The 17,616-nt window shown below is 69.6% G+C and carries 14 protein-coding genes; 10 read left to right on the top strand and 4 right to left on the bottom strand.

Annotated elements, in window-relative coordinates:
- Positions 1 to 198 precede the first annotated feature (198 nt).
- Both V5F53_RS16950 and hisN read left to right on the top strand, forming a co-directional pair.
- Positions 199 to 1,086: an N-formylglutamate amidohydrolase gene (locus V5F53_RS16950; protein WP_393996218.1), complete on the top strand. Its 888-nt coding sequence runs from the start codon at positions 199 to 201 to the stop codon at positions 1,084 to 1,086.
- Positions 1,087 to 2,552: 1,466 nt separating this feature from the next.
- Positions 2,553 to 3,335, top strand: coding sequence for a histidinol-phosphatase (gene hisN / locus V5F53_RS16945; protein WP_393996219.1), 783 nt, complete (start codon positions 2,553 to 2,555; stop codon positions 3,333 to 3,335).
- Between the two features lie 12 nt (positions 3,336 to 3,347).
- On the opposite strand, the gene V5F53_RS16940 is transcribed toward hisN, so the two are convergent.
- Together V5F53_RS16940 and V5F53_RS16935 are read right to left on the bottom strand one after the other, a co-directional pair.
- Positions 3,348 to 4,292, bottom strand: coding sequence for an alpha/beta fold hydrolase (locus V5F53_RS16940; RefSeq protein ID WP_393996220.1), 945 nt, complete (start codon positions 4,290 to 4,292; stop codon positions 3,348 to 3,350).
- Between the two features lie 98 nt (positions 4,293 to 4,390).
- Positions 4,391 to 4,795, bottom strand: a complete 405-nt coding sequence (locus V5F53_RS16935; RefSeq protein ID WP_393996221.1) for a hypothetical protein — start codon at positions 4,793 to 4,795, stop codon at positions 4,391 to 4,393.
- Positions 4,796 to 5,074: 279 nt separating this feature from the next.
- On the opposite strand from V5F53_RS16935, the gene V5F53_RS16930 reads away from it, so the two are divergent.
- The 7 genes from V5F53_RS16930 to V5F53_RS16900 all read left to right on the top strand — a co-directional run bounded on the left by V5F53_RS16930 (position 5,075) and on the right by V5F53_RS16900 (position 14,413).
- Positions 5,075 to 5,554 (top strand): Hsp20 family protein, encoded by a 480-nt coding sequence (locus V5F53_RS16930; protein ID WP_393996222.1) that lies wholly within the window; start codon positions 5,075 to 5,077, stop codon positions 5,552 to 5,554.
- 129 nt (positions 5,555 to 5,683) lie between these two features.
- Positions 5,684 to 6,670: an NAD(P)-dependent oxidoreductase gene (locus tag V5F53_RS16925; RefSeq protein WP_393996223.1), complete on the top strand. Its 987-nt coding sequence runs from the start codon at positions 5,684 to 5,686 to the stop codon at positions 6,668 to 6,670.
- 93 nt (positions 6,671 to 6,763) lie between these two features.
- Positions 6,764 to 7,600: an amino acid ABC transporter ATP-binding protein gene (locus V5F53_RS16920; protein ID WP_393996224.1), complete on the top strand. Its 837-nt coding sequence runs from the start codon at positions 6,764 to 6,766 to the stop codon at positions 7,598 to 7,600.
- Positions 7,601 to 7,641: 41 nt separating this feature from the next.
- Positions 7,642 to 9,219 (top strand): ABC transporter substrate-binding protein/permease, encoded by a 1,578-nt coding sequence (locus V5F53_RS16915; RefSeq protein ID WP_393996225.1) that lies wholly within the window; start codon positions 7,642 to 7,644, stop codon positions 9,217 to 9,219.
- 173 nt (positions 9,220 to 9,392) lie between these two features.
- The gene (locus tag V5F53_RS16910) at positions 9,393 to 10,007 is read left to right on the top strand and encodes a TetR/AcrR family transcriptional regulator (RefSeq protein WP_393996226.1); all 615 of its coding nucleotides are present in this window, start codon (positions 9,393 to 9,395) and stop codon (positions 10,005 to 10,007) included.
- A 102-nt stretch (positions 10,008 to 10,109) separates the two neighbouring features.
- The gene (locus V5F53_RS16905; protein WP_393996227.1) at positions 10,110 to 11,291 is read left to right on the top strand and encodes an efflux RND transporter periplasmic adaptor subunit; all 1,182 of its coding nucleotides are present in this window, start codon (positions 10,110 to 10,112) and stop codon (positions 11,289 to 11,291) included.
- Positions 11,288 to 14,413 carry an efflux RND transporter permease subunit gene (locus V5F53_RS16900; protein ID WP_393996228.1) on the top strand — a complete coding sequence of 1,042 codons (3,126 nt, stop codon included), beginning with the start codon at positions 11,288 to 11,290 and terminating at the stop codon, positions 14,411 to 14,413. Before V5F53_RS16905 ends, V5F53_RS16900 begins: the two co-directional genes overlap by 4 nt.
- A 171-nt stretch (positions 14,414 to 14,584) precedes the next feature.
- On the opposite strand, the gene V5F53_RS16895 is transcribed toward V5F53_RS16900, so the two are convergent.
- Entirely contained in the window at positions 14,585 to 15,160 is a 576-nt protein-coding gene (locus V5F53_RS16895; RefSeq protein ID WP_393996229.1) for an HdeD family acid-resistance protein, read from the bottom strand.
- Between the two features lie 254 nt (positions 15,161 to 15,414).
- Between V5F53_RS16895 and V5F53_RS16890 the strand changes: the two genes are divergently transcribed.
- Positions 15,415 to 16,104: a DUF1345 domain-containing protein gene (locus V5F53_RS16890; protein ID WP_393996230.1), complete on the top strand. Its 690-nt coding sequence runs from the start codon at positions 15,415 to 15,417 to the stop codon at positions 16,102 to 16,104.
- Positions 16,105 to 16,205: 101 nt separating this feature from the next.
- Here V5F53_RS16890 and V5F53_RS16885 read toward each other — a convergent pair whose 3' ends face one another.
- Complete coding sequence (locus tag V5F53_RS16885; RefSeq protein WP_393996231.1) at positions 16,206 to 17,369, bottom strand: L,D-transpeptidase; 1,164 nt, start codon at positions 17,367 to 17,369, stop codon at positions 16,206 to 16,208.
- Positions 17,370 to 17,616: the final 247 nt, after the last annotated feature.

The raw sequence follows: 17,616 nt of genomic DNA, 5'->3' as shown, positions 1-17,616 counted from the left end.
GGATCTTGGACACGCCGTTTCCCCTGATCAATCGTAAGCCGTGGACCGGCCACGGCGGCCGGAACCCATGTGAGTGTCTCGCCCATTCGGGTAAATTCGGAGTGAAAGTGCCGCGCCCCCTTCACAAGCCCCCCCTTCGGCGGGCATCATGTAGGTGAAACAAGCATTTAGAAACCTTCCGGAGTTCCGCGGCGCGCGATGACTGCCTGCCTCGCCGACACCATAGATCCTGCGTTCGAGATCCTGGGGCTCGAGGCCGCGACCGGGCCGTTCCTGTTCAACTCCCCCCATTCGGGCCGCATCTACCCCACGAGCTTCGTGGCGCAGACACGGCTGGACTTTGCCACGCTGCGCCGGTCCGAGGACAGCTTCGTGGACGAATTATTCGAGGACGTGGTGAATGCCGGGGCGCCGCTCATGCGGGCGTTGTTCCCGCGCTCATTCCTCGATCTCAACCGCGAGCCCTACGAGCTCGATCCGCGCATGTTCGAGGGGCGCCTGCCGCCCTATGCCAACACCCGCTCGGTGCGGGTGGCGGGCGGGCTCGGCACCATCGCCCGCGTGGTGGGCGACGCGCAGGAGATCTATCCGCGCCGGCTGACCGTGGTGGAAGGGCTGGAGCGCATCGAGGCTTATTACAAGCCCTATCACCAGGTGCTGCGGCGGCTGATCGCCACCACCCAGCGGCGGTTCGGCATGGCGGTGCTGGTGGATTGCCATTCCATGCCGTCCACCTCGACCCGCGACGAGAGCCAGCGCGCCGACGTGGTGCTCGGCGATCGCTATGGCACCAGCTGCAGCGGCATCGTGACCGACGCCCTGGAGCGGGAGCTGTCGGCGGCCGGCTACCGGGTGCTGCGCAACAAGCCCTATGCCGGCGGCTACATCACCGAGCACTATGGCAACCCCGCCGCCGGGCTGCATGCGGTGCAGATCGAGGTCAATCGCGCCCTCTACATGGAAGAGGCGCTCTATGCCCGCTCGGCGGGGTTCGAGCGGCTGAAGGAGCATATCCGCGTGGCCATGCCGCGCGTGTTCGCCCAGGTGCTGGGCACCCTGGAGGCGCCGCGCGCCGCCGCCGAATGAGACGGACCGTCCCAGGCGGCGGCCGATGCCGGTGCCGCCTGGCGTTGGCGTGGGAGGGGGCGTGGCTCTGTCGCCTCGCGTGTCCGCATGGCGATGGCCGGTCCCAGCCCGGGCTGATGCCGCACGGGGTGCCGGCTGCCCGTGGGCGGCAAGGCGCCCGCCGGCGCGCGGGCCCGCTTCCCGGGCGGGGCGGCTCCCGTTCGCCGGAATCATGCCAAAGGCCTTGCGCTTGACGCATGGCGGTCTGGTCACGGCCGCGCCGCTTCCGCGGTGCCTCTGCCATCGGTCGAGACCGCGGCGATGGCATATCCGCGCCAGCCCGCGAACCCTGCCCGGACCGCAGGGAGGCCGGGCACCCCGCTTCGCCGGTGCGCGGAGGAGGGGGCATCGGCGACGTCCGCGTGACAAGGCTCTGCAAATCCGCAAATGGTGCCTTGCGTTTTTCGAATGGCAGATATACGAATTTGGCGCGGTCAGACATCCCTGTCCTGACAGCGCATCGGCCTGTCGCAGTGCTGGTGTACAGCAGCATCCCTAAGGCGGCGTCGAAGCCGTGCCGGGAGGGGCGCTGAAACGGTCCGTCTGGATAATGGGGCCTTAGAGCCGATCCGCCAGATGGGGCGTGGGAATGGGTTTGTGCCGGGCCCAAAAAAGAAAGGGGCCGTCCGCGTTGGCGAACGGCCCAAGTCTAGGGAGGAAACGCCCAAGGAGGGCAGCGACACAGCGACGCCAATCGCCATGTCGCAATGCACAAATAGCCGAGTGCAGTGCCATAAATCAAGTGCCCGTTTGTCGCATCTGTGTAATTTTATATAACTTATTGATTTTACGTTATAATTTTCAGGCCGCCTGACCTGGGCCGGCGGCTTCCCCGCGCTTGTATGGGGTCCTGCGGGCGAATCGCGCGCTGCCGGCGGCTTGTCCGCAGGCACGCGGGCGCGGAGGCCGGCGTTTGGCGCGCGGGCGCGGGTCGTCGTTGCGCCGGGCTGGAGTTCGGGCCTGTCGCGAAGTTCGGATGCGGAATGGGGAAGAGAAGCGCCGGGCCAAGTAACTGGCGGGCCCAAAAAGAAAGGGGCCGCTTCACCCGAAGGGAGCGGCCCAAGTCTAGGGAGGAAACGCCCAAGGAGGGCAGCGGCATCGCAACAGGCAATGCCGCGCTGCATCAATATGCGAGGATCGGGCGTTTGCAGCAAGATGCTTCACAGCAGATTGTTTAGGCAGCTATCCGCTTCAAAAGCGCCACCTGAACACCGCTCCATCCGATCTGCCTATTCCTTGACCGATCATGCGCCCCGGCACTGCCTAGAAGTGCGTCAGTTCTCCGGGGTGGTGCGGCGGCGGCGTGAATCGCGCTTGATCCCGAGCCCTCTTCCGCTGCATGTCCGGGAAGAACGCCCGCCGTCCGTGACGGCCTCGTCGCCTGTTCCGGAGCGCCGCGCGCGCCGCAGACTAGGAGTGCGGAAACCATGACCGCCGTCGCCATCGACGATTTCGTCCATCAGCTCGCGACCGTTTCGGGGGAGGCCATCCTGCCCTTCTTCCGCACCTCGCTGGGGGTGGAGGACAAGAGCCGGGGCAAGGCGTTCGACCCCGTCACCGAAGCCGACCGCGCCGCCGAGCAGGTCATGCGCCGCCTGATCCGCGAGGCGTTCCCGAGCCACGGCATCATCGGCGAGGAGTTCGAGAACGTGGCCGGCAGCTCGCCCTATGTGTGGGCGCTCGATCCCATCGACGGCACCAAGTCCTTCATCGCCGGCCTGCCGGCCTGGGGCACGCTCATCGGCCTGCTGAAGGACGGCGACCCGGTCTACGGCATGATGCACCAGCCCTTCATCAAGGAGCGCTTCTACGGCGACGGCGCCGCCGCGCGCTATCGCGGCCCGGCGGGCGAGCGTGTGCTGCGGGTGCGCGACTGCGCCCGGCTGGAGGACGCGATCTTGTTTACCACCAGCCCGCGCCTGATGAACGACGCCGACCGCGCGGACTTCGGCCGGGTGGAGGAGCAGGTCCGCCTCTCGCGCTACGGCGGCGACTGCTACGTCTATTGCATGCTGGCGGCGGGGCTGGTGGATCTCGTCATCGAGACCGAGCTGAAGGACCACGACATCGTGGCGCTCATCCCCATCATCGAGGGCGCGGGCGGCGTCGTCACCACTTGGGAGGGCGGCGCGCCGGCCAAGGGCGGACGGGTGGTGGCGGCGGGCAGCCGCGCCGTGCACGAGCAGGCGCTGCGGATGCTCGCCGGCTGAGCCCGGCCGGCCTCACACCACCGGCGTGCCGGGGATGAAGGCGTCGAACGCCGCCCAGAATTGGGCGCGGAACAGGTCCTGGTCCATCAGGATCTCATGCTGCGCCGCCGGCACCACCACATGGGCGCCGGCGATCAGCCGGGCCGAGAGGTGCTCGATGGCGGCGTTGGACACCAGCCGGTCGCCGCCGGCGGCGATCATCAGCAGCGGCTGGCGGATCTGCCGCACCACCTCCGGATCGGCGAGCTGGTCCATGGCCCGGTAGGCCGCGTGCAGCCAGCCGTTGGTGGGCGCGCCGATGCCGAGCTGGGGAAAGGCGCGCACCACCTCCGCGGCGCGCGCGTAGCGCACCGGGTCCGAATTCACCGGGTTGCGGGCAAACGGCACCTCGGTGATGGGCGTGCTGCGCCCGCCCGGGACGAGGGCGCGGGCAAAGCCGGTGTAGGCGAGGGTGGTTACCAGCGCCCGCACCATGCCCTGCGCGGGTATGATCTTGATGCCGAGCAGCGGTGCCCCCAGCACCATGCGATCGAACCAGCGCCGGCCGGCCAGCACCGATTGCAGCATGATGGTGCCGCCCATGGAGTGGGCGAGGGCGAAATGGGGGGCCGGGCAATCGGGCAGCAGCACGTGCCGGGCGAAGGCCTCGAGGTCGATCTGGTAGTCGCGGAAATGGCGGACGTGGCCCTTGCCGGGGTGGCGCAGCAGGCGCTGCGAGCCGCCCTGTCCGCGCCAGTCCAGCACGGCCACGGCAAAGCCGCGCGAGCGCAGCTCGCGCACCACCTCGAAATACTTCTCGATGAATTCGGCGCGCCCGGTGAAGACAGCGACGGTGCCCCGCAGGCCGCTGTCCGGCATCCAGCGGGCATAGCGCAGCCGCACGCCGTCGGCGGCGACGATCTCGCCGCTCACGGCGCCTTCGGGGATGGGATTGCCGGGGATGGAGAACAGGGTCATCGGGGCTCGGATCTGGCTGCGACCATGGCGGCCGGCGGCGGGAGGGTTGCATGCCGGCCGCCCCGGCACAATCTTCGGCGCCGCGCGGTCCCGCGGGCCTATCGGCCGGTGCCGGCATCGTCGTCGGCGGCGAAGCCGAGCAGTTGCAGGCCGGTGATCTCGCCGGTCACCGTGTCCACCACCAGCCGGGCCCGCTCGCCGCGCGGGCCGGTGGCCTCGGCCAACATGCTGTGGCCGCGCCGGCGCAGGATGTCCACCCGGGAGAAGCCGCGGGCCTCCAGCCCGGCGACCAGGGTGGTGGGGGTCAGCGGGCGGCCGGCGCGCGGCAGCTGTCCTTCATAGGCGCGGTAGAGGTTGCGCGGGGGCACCGAATGGAGCGTGGACGATGCGCGGATCGCCTCGCCGGTCTGCGCGGCCGTCGTCTCGTCCAGGTCGAAGGCGATCGGAATCGCGGCGATCAAGACCAGCGCGAGGCCGGAAAGCCGGTACAGGGGGCCTCGCATCGTCTGCCCTTTCCCGCTGCAGGTCTCGTGGCGGGAGCCGCGCCCCGCCGCCGCGTCGTGTCACGCCTCGCGGACGGTCAGTCTAGCCCGCTTCCTTGAACGAATGGCAGCCGTTCCGTTCAGCGCCGGTTCATCTGGCTTCGCCCGCGCCGGGACGGGCGACCCTTGACGGGACGGGGAGGCGTTCCCACATCCAAAACGGCGCTGGTCATGACGACGGCGTCAGAACCGGGCCCGGCTTCGGAGGGCCCTGCATGTCGCTTCACTGGAGGATATGCCATGCGTACGTTTGATCTTTCCCCCCTGTATCGCAACACGGTCGGATTCGACCGGCTGTTCTCGCTGCTCGATTCCGTCGGTGGTGTCGACGCGGCGCCGACGTATCCGCCCTACAACATCGAGCGGACCGGCGAGAATGCCTATCGCATCACCGTGGCGGTGGCGGGCTTCACCGATGCTGAACTCAGCATCGAGGTGAAGGAAAATGCCCTGACCCTCAAGGGCGAGAAGAAAGCCGCCGAATCGGCCGACGCGGCCCAGGTGCTCTATCGCGGCATCGCCGCCCGCGCCTTCGAGCGTCGCTTCCAGCTCGCCGACCATATGGAGGTGAAGGGCGCGGTGCTTGAGAATGGGCTGCTGCACGTGGACCTCGTGCGCAATATTCCCGAGGCCAAGAAGCCGCGCGTCATCCCCATCAATACCCAGGCGGCCGCCCCGAAGACCATCGCCGGTGCGGTCGAGGCCCCGCAGGCCGCCTGAGCGCCGGCCTGATCGGCTGATCCACCACGGCGGCGCCGCAAGCGCCGCCGTTTTGCGTCGCGCCCTTGATCCCGGCGCCGGATGGGTCGAGGAAGAGGGTTTCCTCGACTGTCCAAGGATCGTTCCATCGTGGCTGCCCCGCGCAAGGTTCTCGTCACCACCCGCCTGTTCGATGACGCCGCCGCGCACCATCTGGTGGAGCAGGGGTTCGACGTGGTGCCCTCCGGCCTGCCCGGCGATGCCATCGACACCGACATTCCCGACGCCGCGCTCGACCAGCTGCTGGAGGGGGCGGCGGGCTGGATCGTCGGCCAGCGCGCGGTGACGCGCGAGGTGCTCGCCCGCCATCCTGGGCTGGCAGTGATCGCCCGCCGTGGCGTCGGCTACGATCGGGTGGACGTGGAGGCGGCGCGCGCGCTCGGGCGGGTGGTGACCATCGCCGCCGGTGCCAATGACGCGGCGGTGGCCGACCACACCCTGGCCCTGATGCTGGCGGTGCTGCGTCGCCTGCGGGCGGGCCAGGCGGCCCTCGCCGCCGGCGACTGGCGGGTGGTGAGCGGAAGCGACCTTTACGGAAAGACCGTGGGGCTCATCGGTTTCGGGCGCATCGCCCGGCAGGTGGCGCGGCGGCTGCACGGCTTCGACACGCGGGTGCTGGTGGCCACGCCCCGGCCGGATTTCGCCGTGAGTGGCGTCACTTATGTGCCGCTGCCGGAGCTGTTCGCCGCCAGCGACGTGGTCAGCGTGCATGCGCCGCTCACCGCCGACACCCGCCACCTCCTGAATGCGCGCACCCTGCAGGCCCTGAAGCCCGGCGCGGTGGTGGTGAACACCGCGCGCGGCGGCCTCATCGATGACGCAGCCCTGCTCGAGGCCCTGCGCGGCGGCCGGCTGGGCGGCGCCGGCCTCGACGTGTTCGAGGCGGAGAACGACCCGGCCTTGCGGCCGCTGGCGGAGGCGCTGATCGCCCGCGACGACGTGGTGGCGAGCGCCCATGCCTCCGGCTCCAGCCGCGAGGCGCTGGCGCGCGGCAACATGATTTCCGCCCATTGCGTGGTCGCCGCCCTGACCGGAGCGGCGATCCCGGCCGGCTGCCTGGTGGCGGACGGGCGCTGAGCCGGCGGGCCGGTCACGGCCGTGTCATCGGTCGCCATTACCCCATGCCCTCCAGGGACATGCGGCCGCGTCCCGCGGCTGCGGGGGCGAGAGATGCAGTCGCAATCACAGGGCGCGCCGTTGCCGGATGCGCAACTCCGGGACGCGGGCGCCATCGTGCGCGTCGAGGACGTGCGGAAGTCCTACGGCGCAACGCACATCCTCAAGGGCGTGAGCTTCACCATCGAGGAGGGCGACCTGGTGTCCCTCATCGGCCCCTCCGGCTGTGGCAAGTCCACCCTGCTGCGCTGCCTCAACGGGCTTGAGAGTCTGGATTCCGGCCGGATCGAGATCTGCGGCGTGACGCTGGCGCGGCCGCCTGCCGGCCCCGGCGCGAACGGCGCCAAGGGAAAAGGCGGCGTTGGCGACCTCGCCGCCGCCGCCCACCTGCTGCGCAAGAATGTCGGCATGGTTTTCCAGAGCTTCAACCTGTTTCCGCACAAGACGTTGCTGGAAAACGTGATGCTCGCGCCCATGGTGGTGAAGGCCATGCCCCGGGCTGAGGCGGAGGCGCTGGCCGAGGGGCTCCTGAAAAAGGTGGGCCTGGGCGAGCGGTTGGAGCACTACCCCATCGACCTGTCTGGCGGCCAGCAGCAGCGCGGCGCCATCGCCCGCGCGCTCGCCATGGCGCCGCGCGTGATGCTCTACGACGAGCCGACCTCAGCGCTTGATCCGGGCCTCGTGGACGAGGTGCTGGACGTGATGAAGGAACTGGATCGCGAGGGCATGACCCAGATCGTGGTGACCCACGAGATGCGGTTCGCCCGCGATGCCTCCGACTACATCATCTACATGGAAAAGGGGGAGATCGTCGAAATCTCGGACGAGGACGAGATGTTCACGAACCCCAAGGACCCGCGCACCCGCCAGTTCCTGCGCCGGTTTCTGTGATGCGCGCCGCCGTTCCCGCCTGTTCCCGCCCGGGGGTCGCCATGGGTCACGTTCTGCCGCGCGCCATCGGGTCGCGCCTGCACCTTCTTCTGGCCGTCGCGCTGGCCGTCATTGTGGCGCTTGCCCAGGGTCCGGCGCGGGCGGAGACGGGGCCGGCGCCCGCCGCGCCCGCCCTGTCCGGTCCGCCGCTGCGCTACGGCGGCGACGGCACCTCCGGCGCCCCCTATATCTTCAAGGACCCGGCCGACCCGAACCGCACCGTCGGCTTCGAGGTGGACATCATGGAGGAGATCGGCCGCCATCTCGGCCGGCCGGTGGTGTTCGTCCAGAACGACTGGAGCAACCTGATCCCCGGCCTCGACAACGGCCTGTACGACGTGGCCCTGAGCGGGCTGGAGATCACGCCGGCGCACCAGGCGGCGGCGGACTTCTCCATTCCCTACTACACCACCTTCGGCCAGATCGTGATCCGCCGCGGCGACACGCCGGTGGACGGGCTTGCCGACCTCAAGGGCAGGAAGGTCGGCACGCTGAAGTCGAGCCAGATGGAATATGTGCTGCGCAAGGCCGGCGGCATCGACGTGCGCACCTATGACGAGGAGATCGACGCTTACTCCGATCTCAAGCTCGGCCGGCTCGACGCCACGGTGATGGATTTCCCCATCGCCGTCTACTACGCCCTGCCGGACCGCGAGCTGCAGTTCACGGGGCCCATGATCGGCCGCATCGAATACGGCATCGCCCTGAAGAAGGGGGCGGACCCGCAGCTGCTCGCCGCCATCAACACCGCCCTGTCGCAGATGTCGGCGGACGGCAGCCTGCATGCCATCCTCGATTCCTGGGCGCTCTGGTCGCCGATGATGGCGCAGGTGACCGGCGACGCGAAGCCCATGACCGCCCAGCCGGTGAACTACGACCATTTCGTCGCCGCCACCCAGCCCTCCGGCTGGAGGGCGCAGCTGGAGCGCTACGCCCGCTTCCTGCCGCAGCTCGGCTGGGCGGCGCTGATGACCATGGAGATCTCCATCCTGGCCATGGTGCTGGCGGTGGGCCTCGGCGCCGGGCTGGCGCTGTGCCGGGTCTATGGCGGCACCGTGCTCGACCGCCTCGCCCAGGTCTATATCGAGGTGGTGCGCGGCACGCCGCTGCTGATCCAGGTGCTGTTCATCTATTACGGCCTGCCGAAGATTGGCCTTCAGCTCGACCCGTTCGTGGCCGGCGTGCTGGCCCTGGGGCTCAACTATGCCGCCTATGAGGCGGAGAACTACCGCGCCGGCCTGCTCGCCGTGCCACGCCACCAGATGGAGGCGGCGGTGGCGTTGAACATGACCGAGCGCCAGGCCCTGAGGAGCGTGATCATCCCCCAGGCGGCGCGCATGGTGCTGCCGCCCACCACCAACGACTTCATCTCCCTCATCAAGGATTCGTCGCTGGTGTCGGTGATCTCGCTGGTGGAGCTGACCAAGACCTATGAGCAGATCTCCACCACCTATTACGATTATTTCGGAACCGGCATCCTGGTGGCGGCCATTTACCTGCTGCTGGGCCTGCCGTTCGTGCGCCTCGCCCATTGGGCCGAAAAGCACGTCAGCCGCGGCATGAGCCGATCCGGCCGGTGATCCGCGCGGCGCGGTCGCTTTCCGGCCCATCCTCGCGCCCCGTCGCGGGTGAGGGCCGCGACCGGCCATCGGCGGGCGGGCGTGGCAGTCGAAGCCGGGACCGGCCCGGTGCGTGCGCCTTGCATCCTGATCTGTGATGATTTATGAAATTTATCACTTCATCGGGGACGATCGTGAATATCAGGGCGAAGGAGACGGCGGACGAGACCCGCGAGCGGATCGCGCGGGTGGCGGAGGACTTGTTCCGCCGCATGGGCTTTGCCAAGACCGCGGTGGCCGATATCGCCGCCGAGCTCGGCATGTCGCCGGCCAACGTCTATCGCTTCTTCCCCTCCAAGACCGCGATCGTCGCCACCATCTGCGATCGCTCCCTGGGCGAGATCGACCGGCAGACGGCGGAGATCGCGGCCCGGCCGTCCCCGCCTCAGCAGCGCATCCGCGACATCTATCTGGCCATTCTGGCCTACCACAAGGCCAACTTCCTGGTCGAGCGGCGCGTGCACGACATGGTGCAGGTGGCCATCGAGAACAATTGGGAGAATATCGAGGCCCACAAGGAGCGGATCCGCGCGGTGGTGGCGCGGGTGCTGGCGGACGGGATCCGGGACAGGGTGTTCGTGCCCCATGACCCCGAGTTGGTCAGCCGGCTCATCCTGGGCGCCATGGTGCTGTACTGCCACCCGTTGCTGGTGGCCCAGCACATCGACGATGACCTCGAGGCGAACCTGAAAGCCACGGTGGCCTTCCTGCTGCGCGGCATCGAGGAGACCCGCACGCCCCTTCCCTAGGTGGGGGCATGGCCCGCGGGCGTCGTCTTGCGTCCGTCGTGTGACAAGTTTCAAAAGTCATCAGCGTTGAACCATAAATCTTCACTCAACAGGGTCGGTGTCATGGCTGCTCTCTCCCGCCGTCCGTCGTCGGCGCCGGCCCCCCGGCGGGGCCGGCGTCTTCCCCCCTCCGCCTGGAGCGGCCTCGCCGCCGGGATGCTGGCGGTCGGCCTTTCCGGCTGCGGCGAGCCGGCGCCGGCCCAGACCGCGGCGGCGCCGGCGCGTCCGGTGCAGGTGGCCACGGTGCAGCTTCGCCCGCGCGAGCCGGAGAAGACCTTCGTGGGCGTGGTGCGCGCCCGCCGCGAGATCGACCTGGCCTTCCGCGTCGGCGGCAAGGTGGTTCAGCGCAAGGTGGAGGTGGGTGATCGCGTCGCGCCGGGCACCCTGATCGCGCGCATCGATCCGGAGGATTTGAAGCTGGAGGTGGAGAGCGCCCGCGCGGAGCTCGCCGCCGCCACCGCCAACCTGGCCCAGACCTCGGCTGACGACGGGCGCTACCGCTCGCTGACCGCCAAGGGGGTCGCCTCCAACGCCGAGCTGGACCGCAAGGCCCTGGCCAAGGAAGAGGCGGTGGGTCGCCTGGAGCGGGCCCGGCGGTCGCTGGAGCTGGCCGAGAACCGGCTGTCCTATGCCGAGCTGGTGTCCGACACGGCGGGTGTCGTGGTGTCTGCCGCGGCCGAGCCGGGGCAGGTGGTGTCGTCCGGCCAGACCATCGTCCGGGTGGCGCGGCTCGACGAGAAGGAGGCGGTGGTGGCCTTGCCCGAAACCGCCCTGGCCGCCGCCCGCAGCGCCGAGGCGCGCGTGACCCTGTGGGCCGATCCCACCCGGCGCATCGTGGCGCACCTGCGGGAATTGTCGCCCCAGGCCGATCCGGTCTCGCGCACCTATGCCGCCCGCTTCACCCTCGACGGCGCCGACGAAGCCGTGGCCCTGGGCATGACCGCCACCGTGATCCTGGCGCCCAAGGCGGGCGCCGCGGTGGCGCGGCTGCCGCTGTCGGCGGTGTTCGACAAGGGTCACGGGCCGCAGGTGTTCGTGGTGGACGAGACCACCCACACGCTGGCCGCCCGGCCGGTGGAGGTGGCCGGCTTCACCGACGAATCCGCGCTGGTCGCCGCCGGCGTGCGTGAGGGCGACAAGGTGGTGACCCTCGGCGTGCAGACGCTGGAGAACGGCCAGAGCGTGCGCACCGTGCCGATCCGCGACGAGGCCGGCGCCTCCGTCCGTGCGGAGGCGCGGCCATGAGCACCGGTCCCACCCCCGAGGAACAGAAAGCGCTGGAGAGCCCGTTCAACCTCTCCCGCTTTGCCATCACCCATCGCGCGCTGACTCTGTTCGCCATCCTGCTCCTGGGGGCGGCGGGCTTCTATTCCTATCTGAACCTCGGGCGCGCCGAGGACCCCTCCTTCACCATCAAGGTGATGGTGATCTCTGCCGCCTGGCCCGGCGCCACCGCCTCGCAGATGCAATCCCAGGTCGCAGACCCCATCGAAAAGAAGCTGCAGACCCTGCCGCACCTCGACCGGGTGGAAAGCTATTCGCGCCCCGGTGTCAGCTTCGTTCAGGTGTTCCTGTCCGATACCACGCCGCCGGCGGCGGTGAAGGACCTGTGGTACCAGGTGCGCAAGAAGGTGGGCGACATTCGCGGCGACCTGCCCCAGGGCGTGGTCGGGCCCGGCTTCGACGACGAATATGGCGACGTCTATTCGGCGCTCTACATGCTGAGCGGCGAGGCGGTCGCCCCGGCCGAGCTCAAGCGGCAGGCGGAGATGATCCGCCAGCGCCTGTTGCGCGTGCCGGATGTGGAGAAGGTGGACCTGATCGGCGAGCGGCCCGAGCGCATCTATATCGAGTTCTCCCACGCCCGCCTCGCCACCCTGGGCATCACCCCGGCGCAGATCTTCGACAGCGTGGCGCGCCAGAACGCGGTGGTGGCGGGCGGCGCCGTGGACACCAAGGCCGATCGCATCAACCTGCGCCTGACCGGCGCCTTCAGCGGCGCCGAGGCCATCGCCGAGGTGCCGATCAATGCCGGCGGCGCGCTGGTGCGGCTCGGCGACATCGCCACGGTCAAGCGCGGCTACGAGGACCCGCCGTCCTTCGTCATCCGCCAGCACGGGCGGCCGGCGCTGGGCATCGGCGTCTCCATGGCCCAGGGGGCCAACATCCTCACCCTCGGCGAGGAGATCAAGGCGGCCATGGCGGAAGCCATGACCGAGCTGCCGGTGGGCATCGACGTGGTGCAGGTGGCCGACCAGCCGCACATCGTCGGCGAATCCGTGGGCGAGTTCCTGAAGACCTTCGCCGAGGCGCTCGTCATCGTGCTGGTGGTGAGCTTCCTGTCGCTCGGCTTCCGCTCCGGCATCGTGGTGGCGCTGTCGGTGCCGCTGGTGCTGGCCATCGTGTTCCTGGTGATGTTCGCCTCCGGCATGGACCTGCACCGCATCACGCTCGGCGCCCTCATCATCGCGCTGGGCCTGCTGGTGGATGACGCCATCATCGCCATCGAGATGATGGTGGTGAAGATGGAGGAGGGCTGGGACCGCGTGTCCGCCGCCAGCTTCGCCTGGACCTCCACCGCCTTCCCCATGCTGACCGGCACGCTGGTGACGGCGGCGGGCTTCCTTCCGGTCGGCTTCGCGCGCTCGTCCTCCGGCGAGTATGCCGGCGGCATCTTCTGGGTGGTGGGCATTGCCCTGGTGGCGTCGTGGTTCGTGGCGGTGCTGTTCACGCCCTATCTCGGCACCGTGCTGCTGCCGCAGGCGAAGGCCGGCCACGTCCCCCATGCCGGCCACGACGGCCGGCTCTACCGGCTGCTGCGGGTGATGCTGGAGGCCTGCCTGCGGCATCGCCTGCTGGTCATCGGCGCCACGGTGTCGCTGTTCGCGCTGGCGGTGGTGGGCTTCGGCTTCGTGCAGCAGCAGTTCTTCCCCACCTCCACCCGCACCGAGTTGTTCCTGGAAATGCGCCTGCCGGAGGGCACCTCCATCGCCGCTACCGAGGCCACGGCGCGGAAGGCGGAGGCGCTGGTGGGCACGGACGCGGGCATCGTGTCATCCACCACCTATATCGGGCAGGGGGCGCCGCGCTTCTGGCTGGGCCTCAACCCGGTGCTGCCGAACCCCAATTTCGCGCAGATCGTGATCGTCACCAAGGACCTGGAGGCGCGCGAGCGGATCAAGGCCAAGCTTGAGGCGGAGGTGGCGGAGGGGGCCCTTGCGGAAGCGCGGGTGCGCGTGGACCGCTTCGTGTTCGGCCCGCCGGTGGGTTTTCCGGTGCAATTCCGCGTGGTGGGCCCGGACCCGCTGAAGGTCCGCGACATCGCCGACCAGGTGCGCCAGGTGATGGCCTCCGACCCGGCCATGATCGCGCCCCACCTCAATTGGGGCGAGCAGGTGAAATCCATCACCCTGGCGGTGGACCAGGACCGGGCGCGGGCCCTGGGCACCACGCCGCGCGACCTGGCGGAGACCCTGCAAACCCTCTTGTCCGGCTACACCGTGACCCAGTATCGCGAAGGCAACCTGCTGATCGGCGTGGTGGCGCGGGCGGTGCCGGAGGAGCGGGTGGACCTGGAGCGGCTCGGCGCGCTCACGGTGGCCAATTCCAACGGTGTCGCGGTGCCGCTCGGTCAGGTGGCGCGCATCGCTTATGCCAGCGAGGAGCCGATCCTGTGGCGGCGCGACCGCGACCTGGTGCTCACCGTGCGCGGCGACGTGGCGGACGGCGTGCAGCCGCCCGACGTCACCTTGCGCCTGCTGCCCAAGCTCGCCGCCGTCAAGGCGGCGCTGCCGGCCGGCTATCGCATCGAGACCGGCGGTTCCATCGAGGAGAGCGCCAAGGCCAATGCGTCGCTGGCCGCGGTGTTCCCAGTCATGATCATCGTGATGCTGAGCATTCTCATGGTGCAGCTGCAGAGCTTCTCGCGCCTCGCCCTGGTGATCGCCACGGCGCCGCTGGGGCTCATCGGCGCCTCGGCGGCGCTGCTGGTGACACACCGGCCGTTCGGCTTCGTGGCGCTGCTGGGGCTGATCGCGCTGGCCGGCATGATCATGCGCAACACGGTGATCCTGGTGGACCAGATCGACACCGACATCGCCGCCGGGGCGAGCCCGCACCGGGCCATCGTGGACGCCACCCTGCGCCGGGCGCGGCCGGTGGTGCTCACCGCGCTGGCGGCGGTGCTGGGCATGATCCCGCTGGCGGAAAGCGTGTTCTGGGGGCCCATGGCCATCACCATCATGGGCGGGCTGCTGGTGGCCACGGCGCTCACCCTGCTGGTGGTGCCGGCGCTCTACGCCACCTGGTTCCGGGTGAAGGTGCCGGGCGCGGCCGCCTCCGCCGGCCTGCCGCACGCGGTCCACTGAGCCTCGAGCCCGGGTGCGCCCGGGCCGGATCGCCTTCGCCCCGGTCGCGCGCCGGGGCCGACGGCATGGGGAGACCGGAGCCGGCACCGCCCCCGTCGGCGCCGGGCCTCCTCATGAAAGCGGCCCCGGTTCCTGCGAACCGGGGCCGCGGCTTTTCCGGGCGGTGGGGCTTCAGGCCGCCTTCTGCCGCAGCGCGAGGCCGAAGAAGAAGGTGCCGACGCCGTTCACGATCAGGTCGATGCCCAGGAACAGGCCGAGGATGTAGAGCGAGTTCACCGGCCATTGGGCGATGATGATGGCGCCGAGCAGCAAGGTGATGAGACCGGAGAAGACGATCCAGCCCCAACCGTTGCCGGGCCGGGAGCCGATGCCGGCGGCGATGCGGACGATGCCTTCCACCGCCAGAGCCACGCCGATGAGCAGGGTGATGACGCCGGCGCCGAGGGCGGGGTTGTACATGATGAGCCCGCCGGCGACCACGTAGAGGACGCCCGCCAGCAGCCAGTAGAAGAACTGGCCCCAGCCCTGCACCCGGAAGGCATGGATGACCTGGACCACGCCGCCCACCAGGATCAGCGCGCCCACATAGATGGTGACGCCCAGGGTGAACAGGAGCACATGGCCGAGGGCGATGAGGCCCAGTACCACGAAGGCGATGCCGAGGGCGACGAACCACCCCCAGTTGGCGCGGATGGCGCCGAGCTTGTCGGTGAGCGCTGAGGTGGAGGCCGCTGCTGGGAAGGTCATGGTGCCATCTCCGACGTTGGAGCCGGGCGCGGGAGGCCGGGCCGGCTGGGTCTGATAATCATACTATATAAATAGACATATTATACTAATGCGTGCGCCACCGAACTGTTTCGTGAGCGCCGGATCCGGATCGAGACGCGTCGTGACCGCGCTTTCGTCGCGAAGTTAGCACCGCCAGGGGATATGAGAATGCGCCGGCGCAAGCCGCTCCACCCTTTTTCCGGCCGGACACCGCCGGCCGCGGGAGACGCACGATGACCGAACCGAACGCCAATCGGGGGCCGGCGCCGTTCCATTGGCGGGCCTATCGCATCGCCCGGCCGCATCTGCGGCTCTGGGCGGCGGCGGCGCTGGCGGGGCTGATCTTCCTGCTGCTACCGGGCGAGGCGACCGACGTGGTGCGCTTCCTGATCGCCTTCGACGTGGCGGCGGCGCTGTGGCTGGCGCTGGCCTTTGCCCTCGTGATCGGCGCCGACGCCGCGCGGGTGCGCCGCCGCGCCGAGGCGCAGGACGAGGGCACCTGGGCGGTCTTCTGCATCTCGCTCCTGGCCAGCATCGTCAGCGTGTGCGCGGTCATCGTCGAGGCGCGGGCATCGGCGGAAGGCGCGGACCACCGGCTGACCCACATGCCGCTGGTGGTGGGCACGCTGGTGCTGGCGTGGCTGTTCTTCCACGCCGTCTTCGCGTTTCATTATGCCCGGGAATACTATCGACCCAACCCGGCGGACGAAGCGCCGGTGCTGACCTTTCCGGGCGCCAGCGAGCCGGATTACTGGGATTTTCTCTATTTCGCCTTCAACATCGGCACGGCGGCGCAGACCTCCGACGTCTGCGTGACCTCGGCGCGGCTGCGCCGGCTGGTGCTGGGCCACCAGATCGCGGCCTATCTGTTCAATGCCACGGTGATCGCCCTGAGCGTCAATGTGGCGGCGGCGCTGTTGTGAGGCGCATGCCGGCGGGGGCCGCCGGGCGCGCGGATGCGGCGGGCATGAAAAAGGCGCGCCCGGATGGACCGGACGCGCCCTGAAACGGCGATGCGGGAGGCTCAGCGCGAGGTCTGGGCGACTGGCATGGCGCCAGTAGCGCTGGCCTGAACGGCAGCGTTGGACTTCGGCAGGATCACCACCTTGGTGCCCACGTTGGCGCGGTCGAACAGGTCTTCCACGTCGCTGTTGAGCATGCGGATGCAGCCCGAGGACACGAACTTGCCGATGGTCTGCGGCTCGTTGGTGCCGTGGATGCGGTAGATGGTGCCACCCAGATAGAGCGCGCGGGCGCCCATGGGGTTGCCGGGGCCACCGGCCATGAAGCGCGGCAGGTAGGGCTGGCGCTGGATCATCTCGGTCGGCGGACGCCAGTCGGGCCACTCGGCCTTGCGGGAGATGCGCTCCGTGCCGGACCAGGTGAAGCCGTCGCGGCCGACGCCGATGCCATAGCGGATGGCCTTGCCGCCGCCCACCACGTAATACAGGTAGGTGTTCGGCGTATCGATGATGATGGTGCCGGCCGGCTGGGTGGTCACATAGTCCACGGTCTGGCGGCGGAAGCGATCCGGCACCGGCTCGGCGGGGTCCACATCCTCGATGCGGGGGCCGGAGGGAGCCTCCTGGGTGCCGGGCACCACGGCCGCATTGGGCGCATAGACGCCCGCCGGCGGCGCGGCGGCCGCGGCGTAGCCGCCCTGGCTGACATAGCCGCCGGGCGCCGGCTGGTGCGAGGCGGAGCCATAGGTCTGCTGCTGGCCATAGCCCTGCTGCGCGGCGCCGGCCTGATAGGCGGGCTGCCCATAGGGGGGCTGCGGATAGGCGGCCGGGGCCGGCTGCGCGGAGGCGCTGGACGGCGCCTGCCCGTACCCGGAACGGCCGGCGTTCTGCTGCGGATAGGATTGCTGCGGATAGGCCGATTGCGGATAGGCCGGCTGGGCACTGCCCGCCTGCGGATAGCCGGCCGGCGGCGCCACCTCGGTGCGCTCCACCCGGTCGCCGCCACGGCTCGGCGCGCGGGCGTAGGGGTCGCTGTAGCCGGGAGGGGCGCCGTAGCCGCCGCTCAGGGCGCCGGGCGGAACGTCGGCCTGCTGGGCCTCGGCCTCCTCGTCAGCGGCGGCGCCGCCGACGCCGTAACCCGCAGAGTAGGCGCCCTGCGCGAAGGCCGGCGCGGAGAGAAAGGAAGCCCCGAAGGCGGCGAGGAGAAGTTTCTGGCGCAGCGTCATGGAATTGGAGTTAACCCTGAAACGTGACGAAATTGGAAACGACGAAAGATAAATTTCGACACGCTGAGGTTGAGGCTGTACGCCCGGCGTTGCCCCGCGCGACGTCTGGCACAAGCCCTCTTGAAACGCGTGTAGCGCCGCCACACCGCCGGTGCAACGCACGAGCGCGCAACGCCGCATATCGTGATCGGCATGGCACGGGCGGCGGGGGTCAGGCCTCTCTTGCCAGCGGTTCGAATAGGATATA

It is taken from the genome of Xanthobacter cornucopiae, assembly GCF_043195065.2.
Lineage (GTDB): Bacteria > Pseudomonadota > Alphaproteobacteria > Rhizobiales > Xanthobacteraceae > Xanthobacter.
The sequence above is the reverse complement of the archived record's forward strand: the minus strand, read 5'-3'. Positions and strand labels throughout refer to the sequence as shown.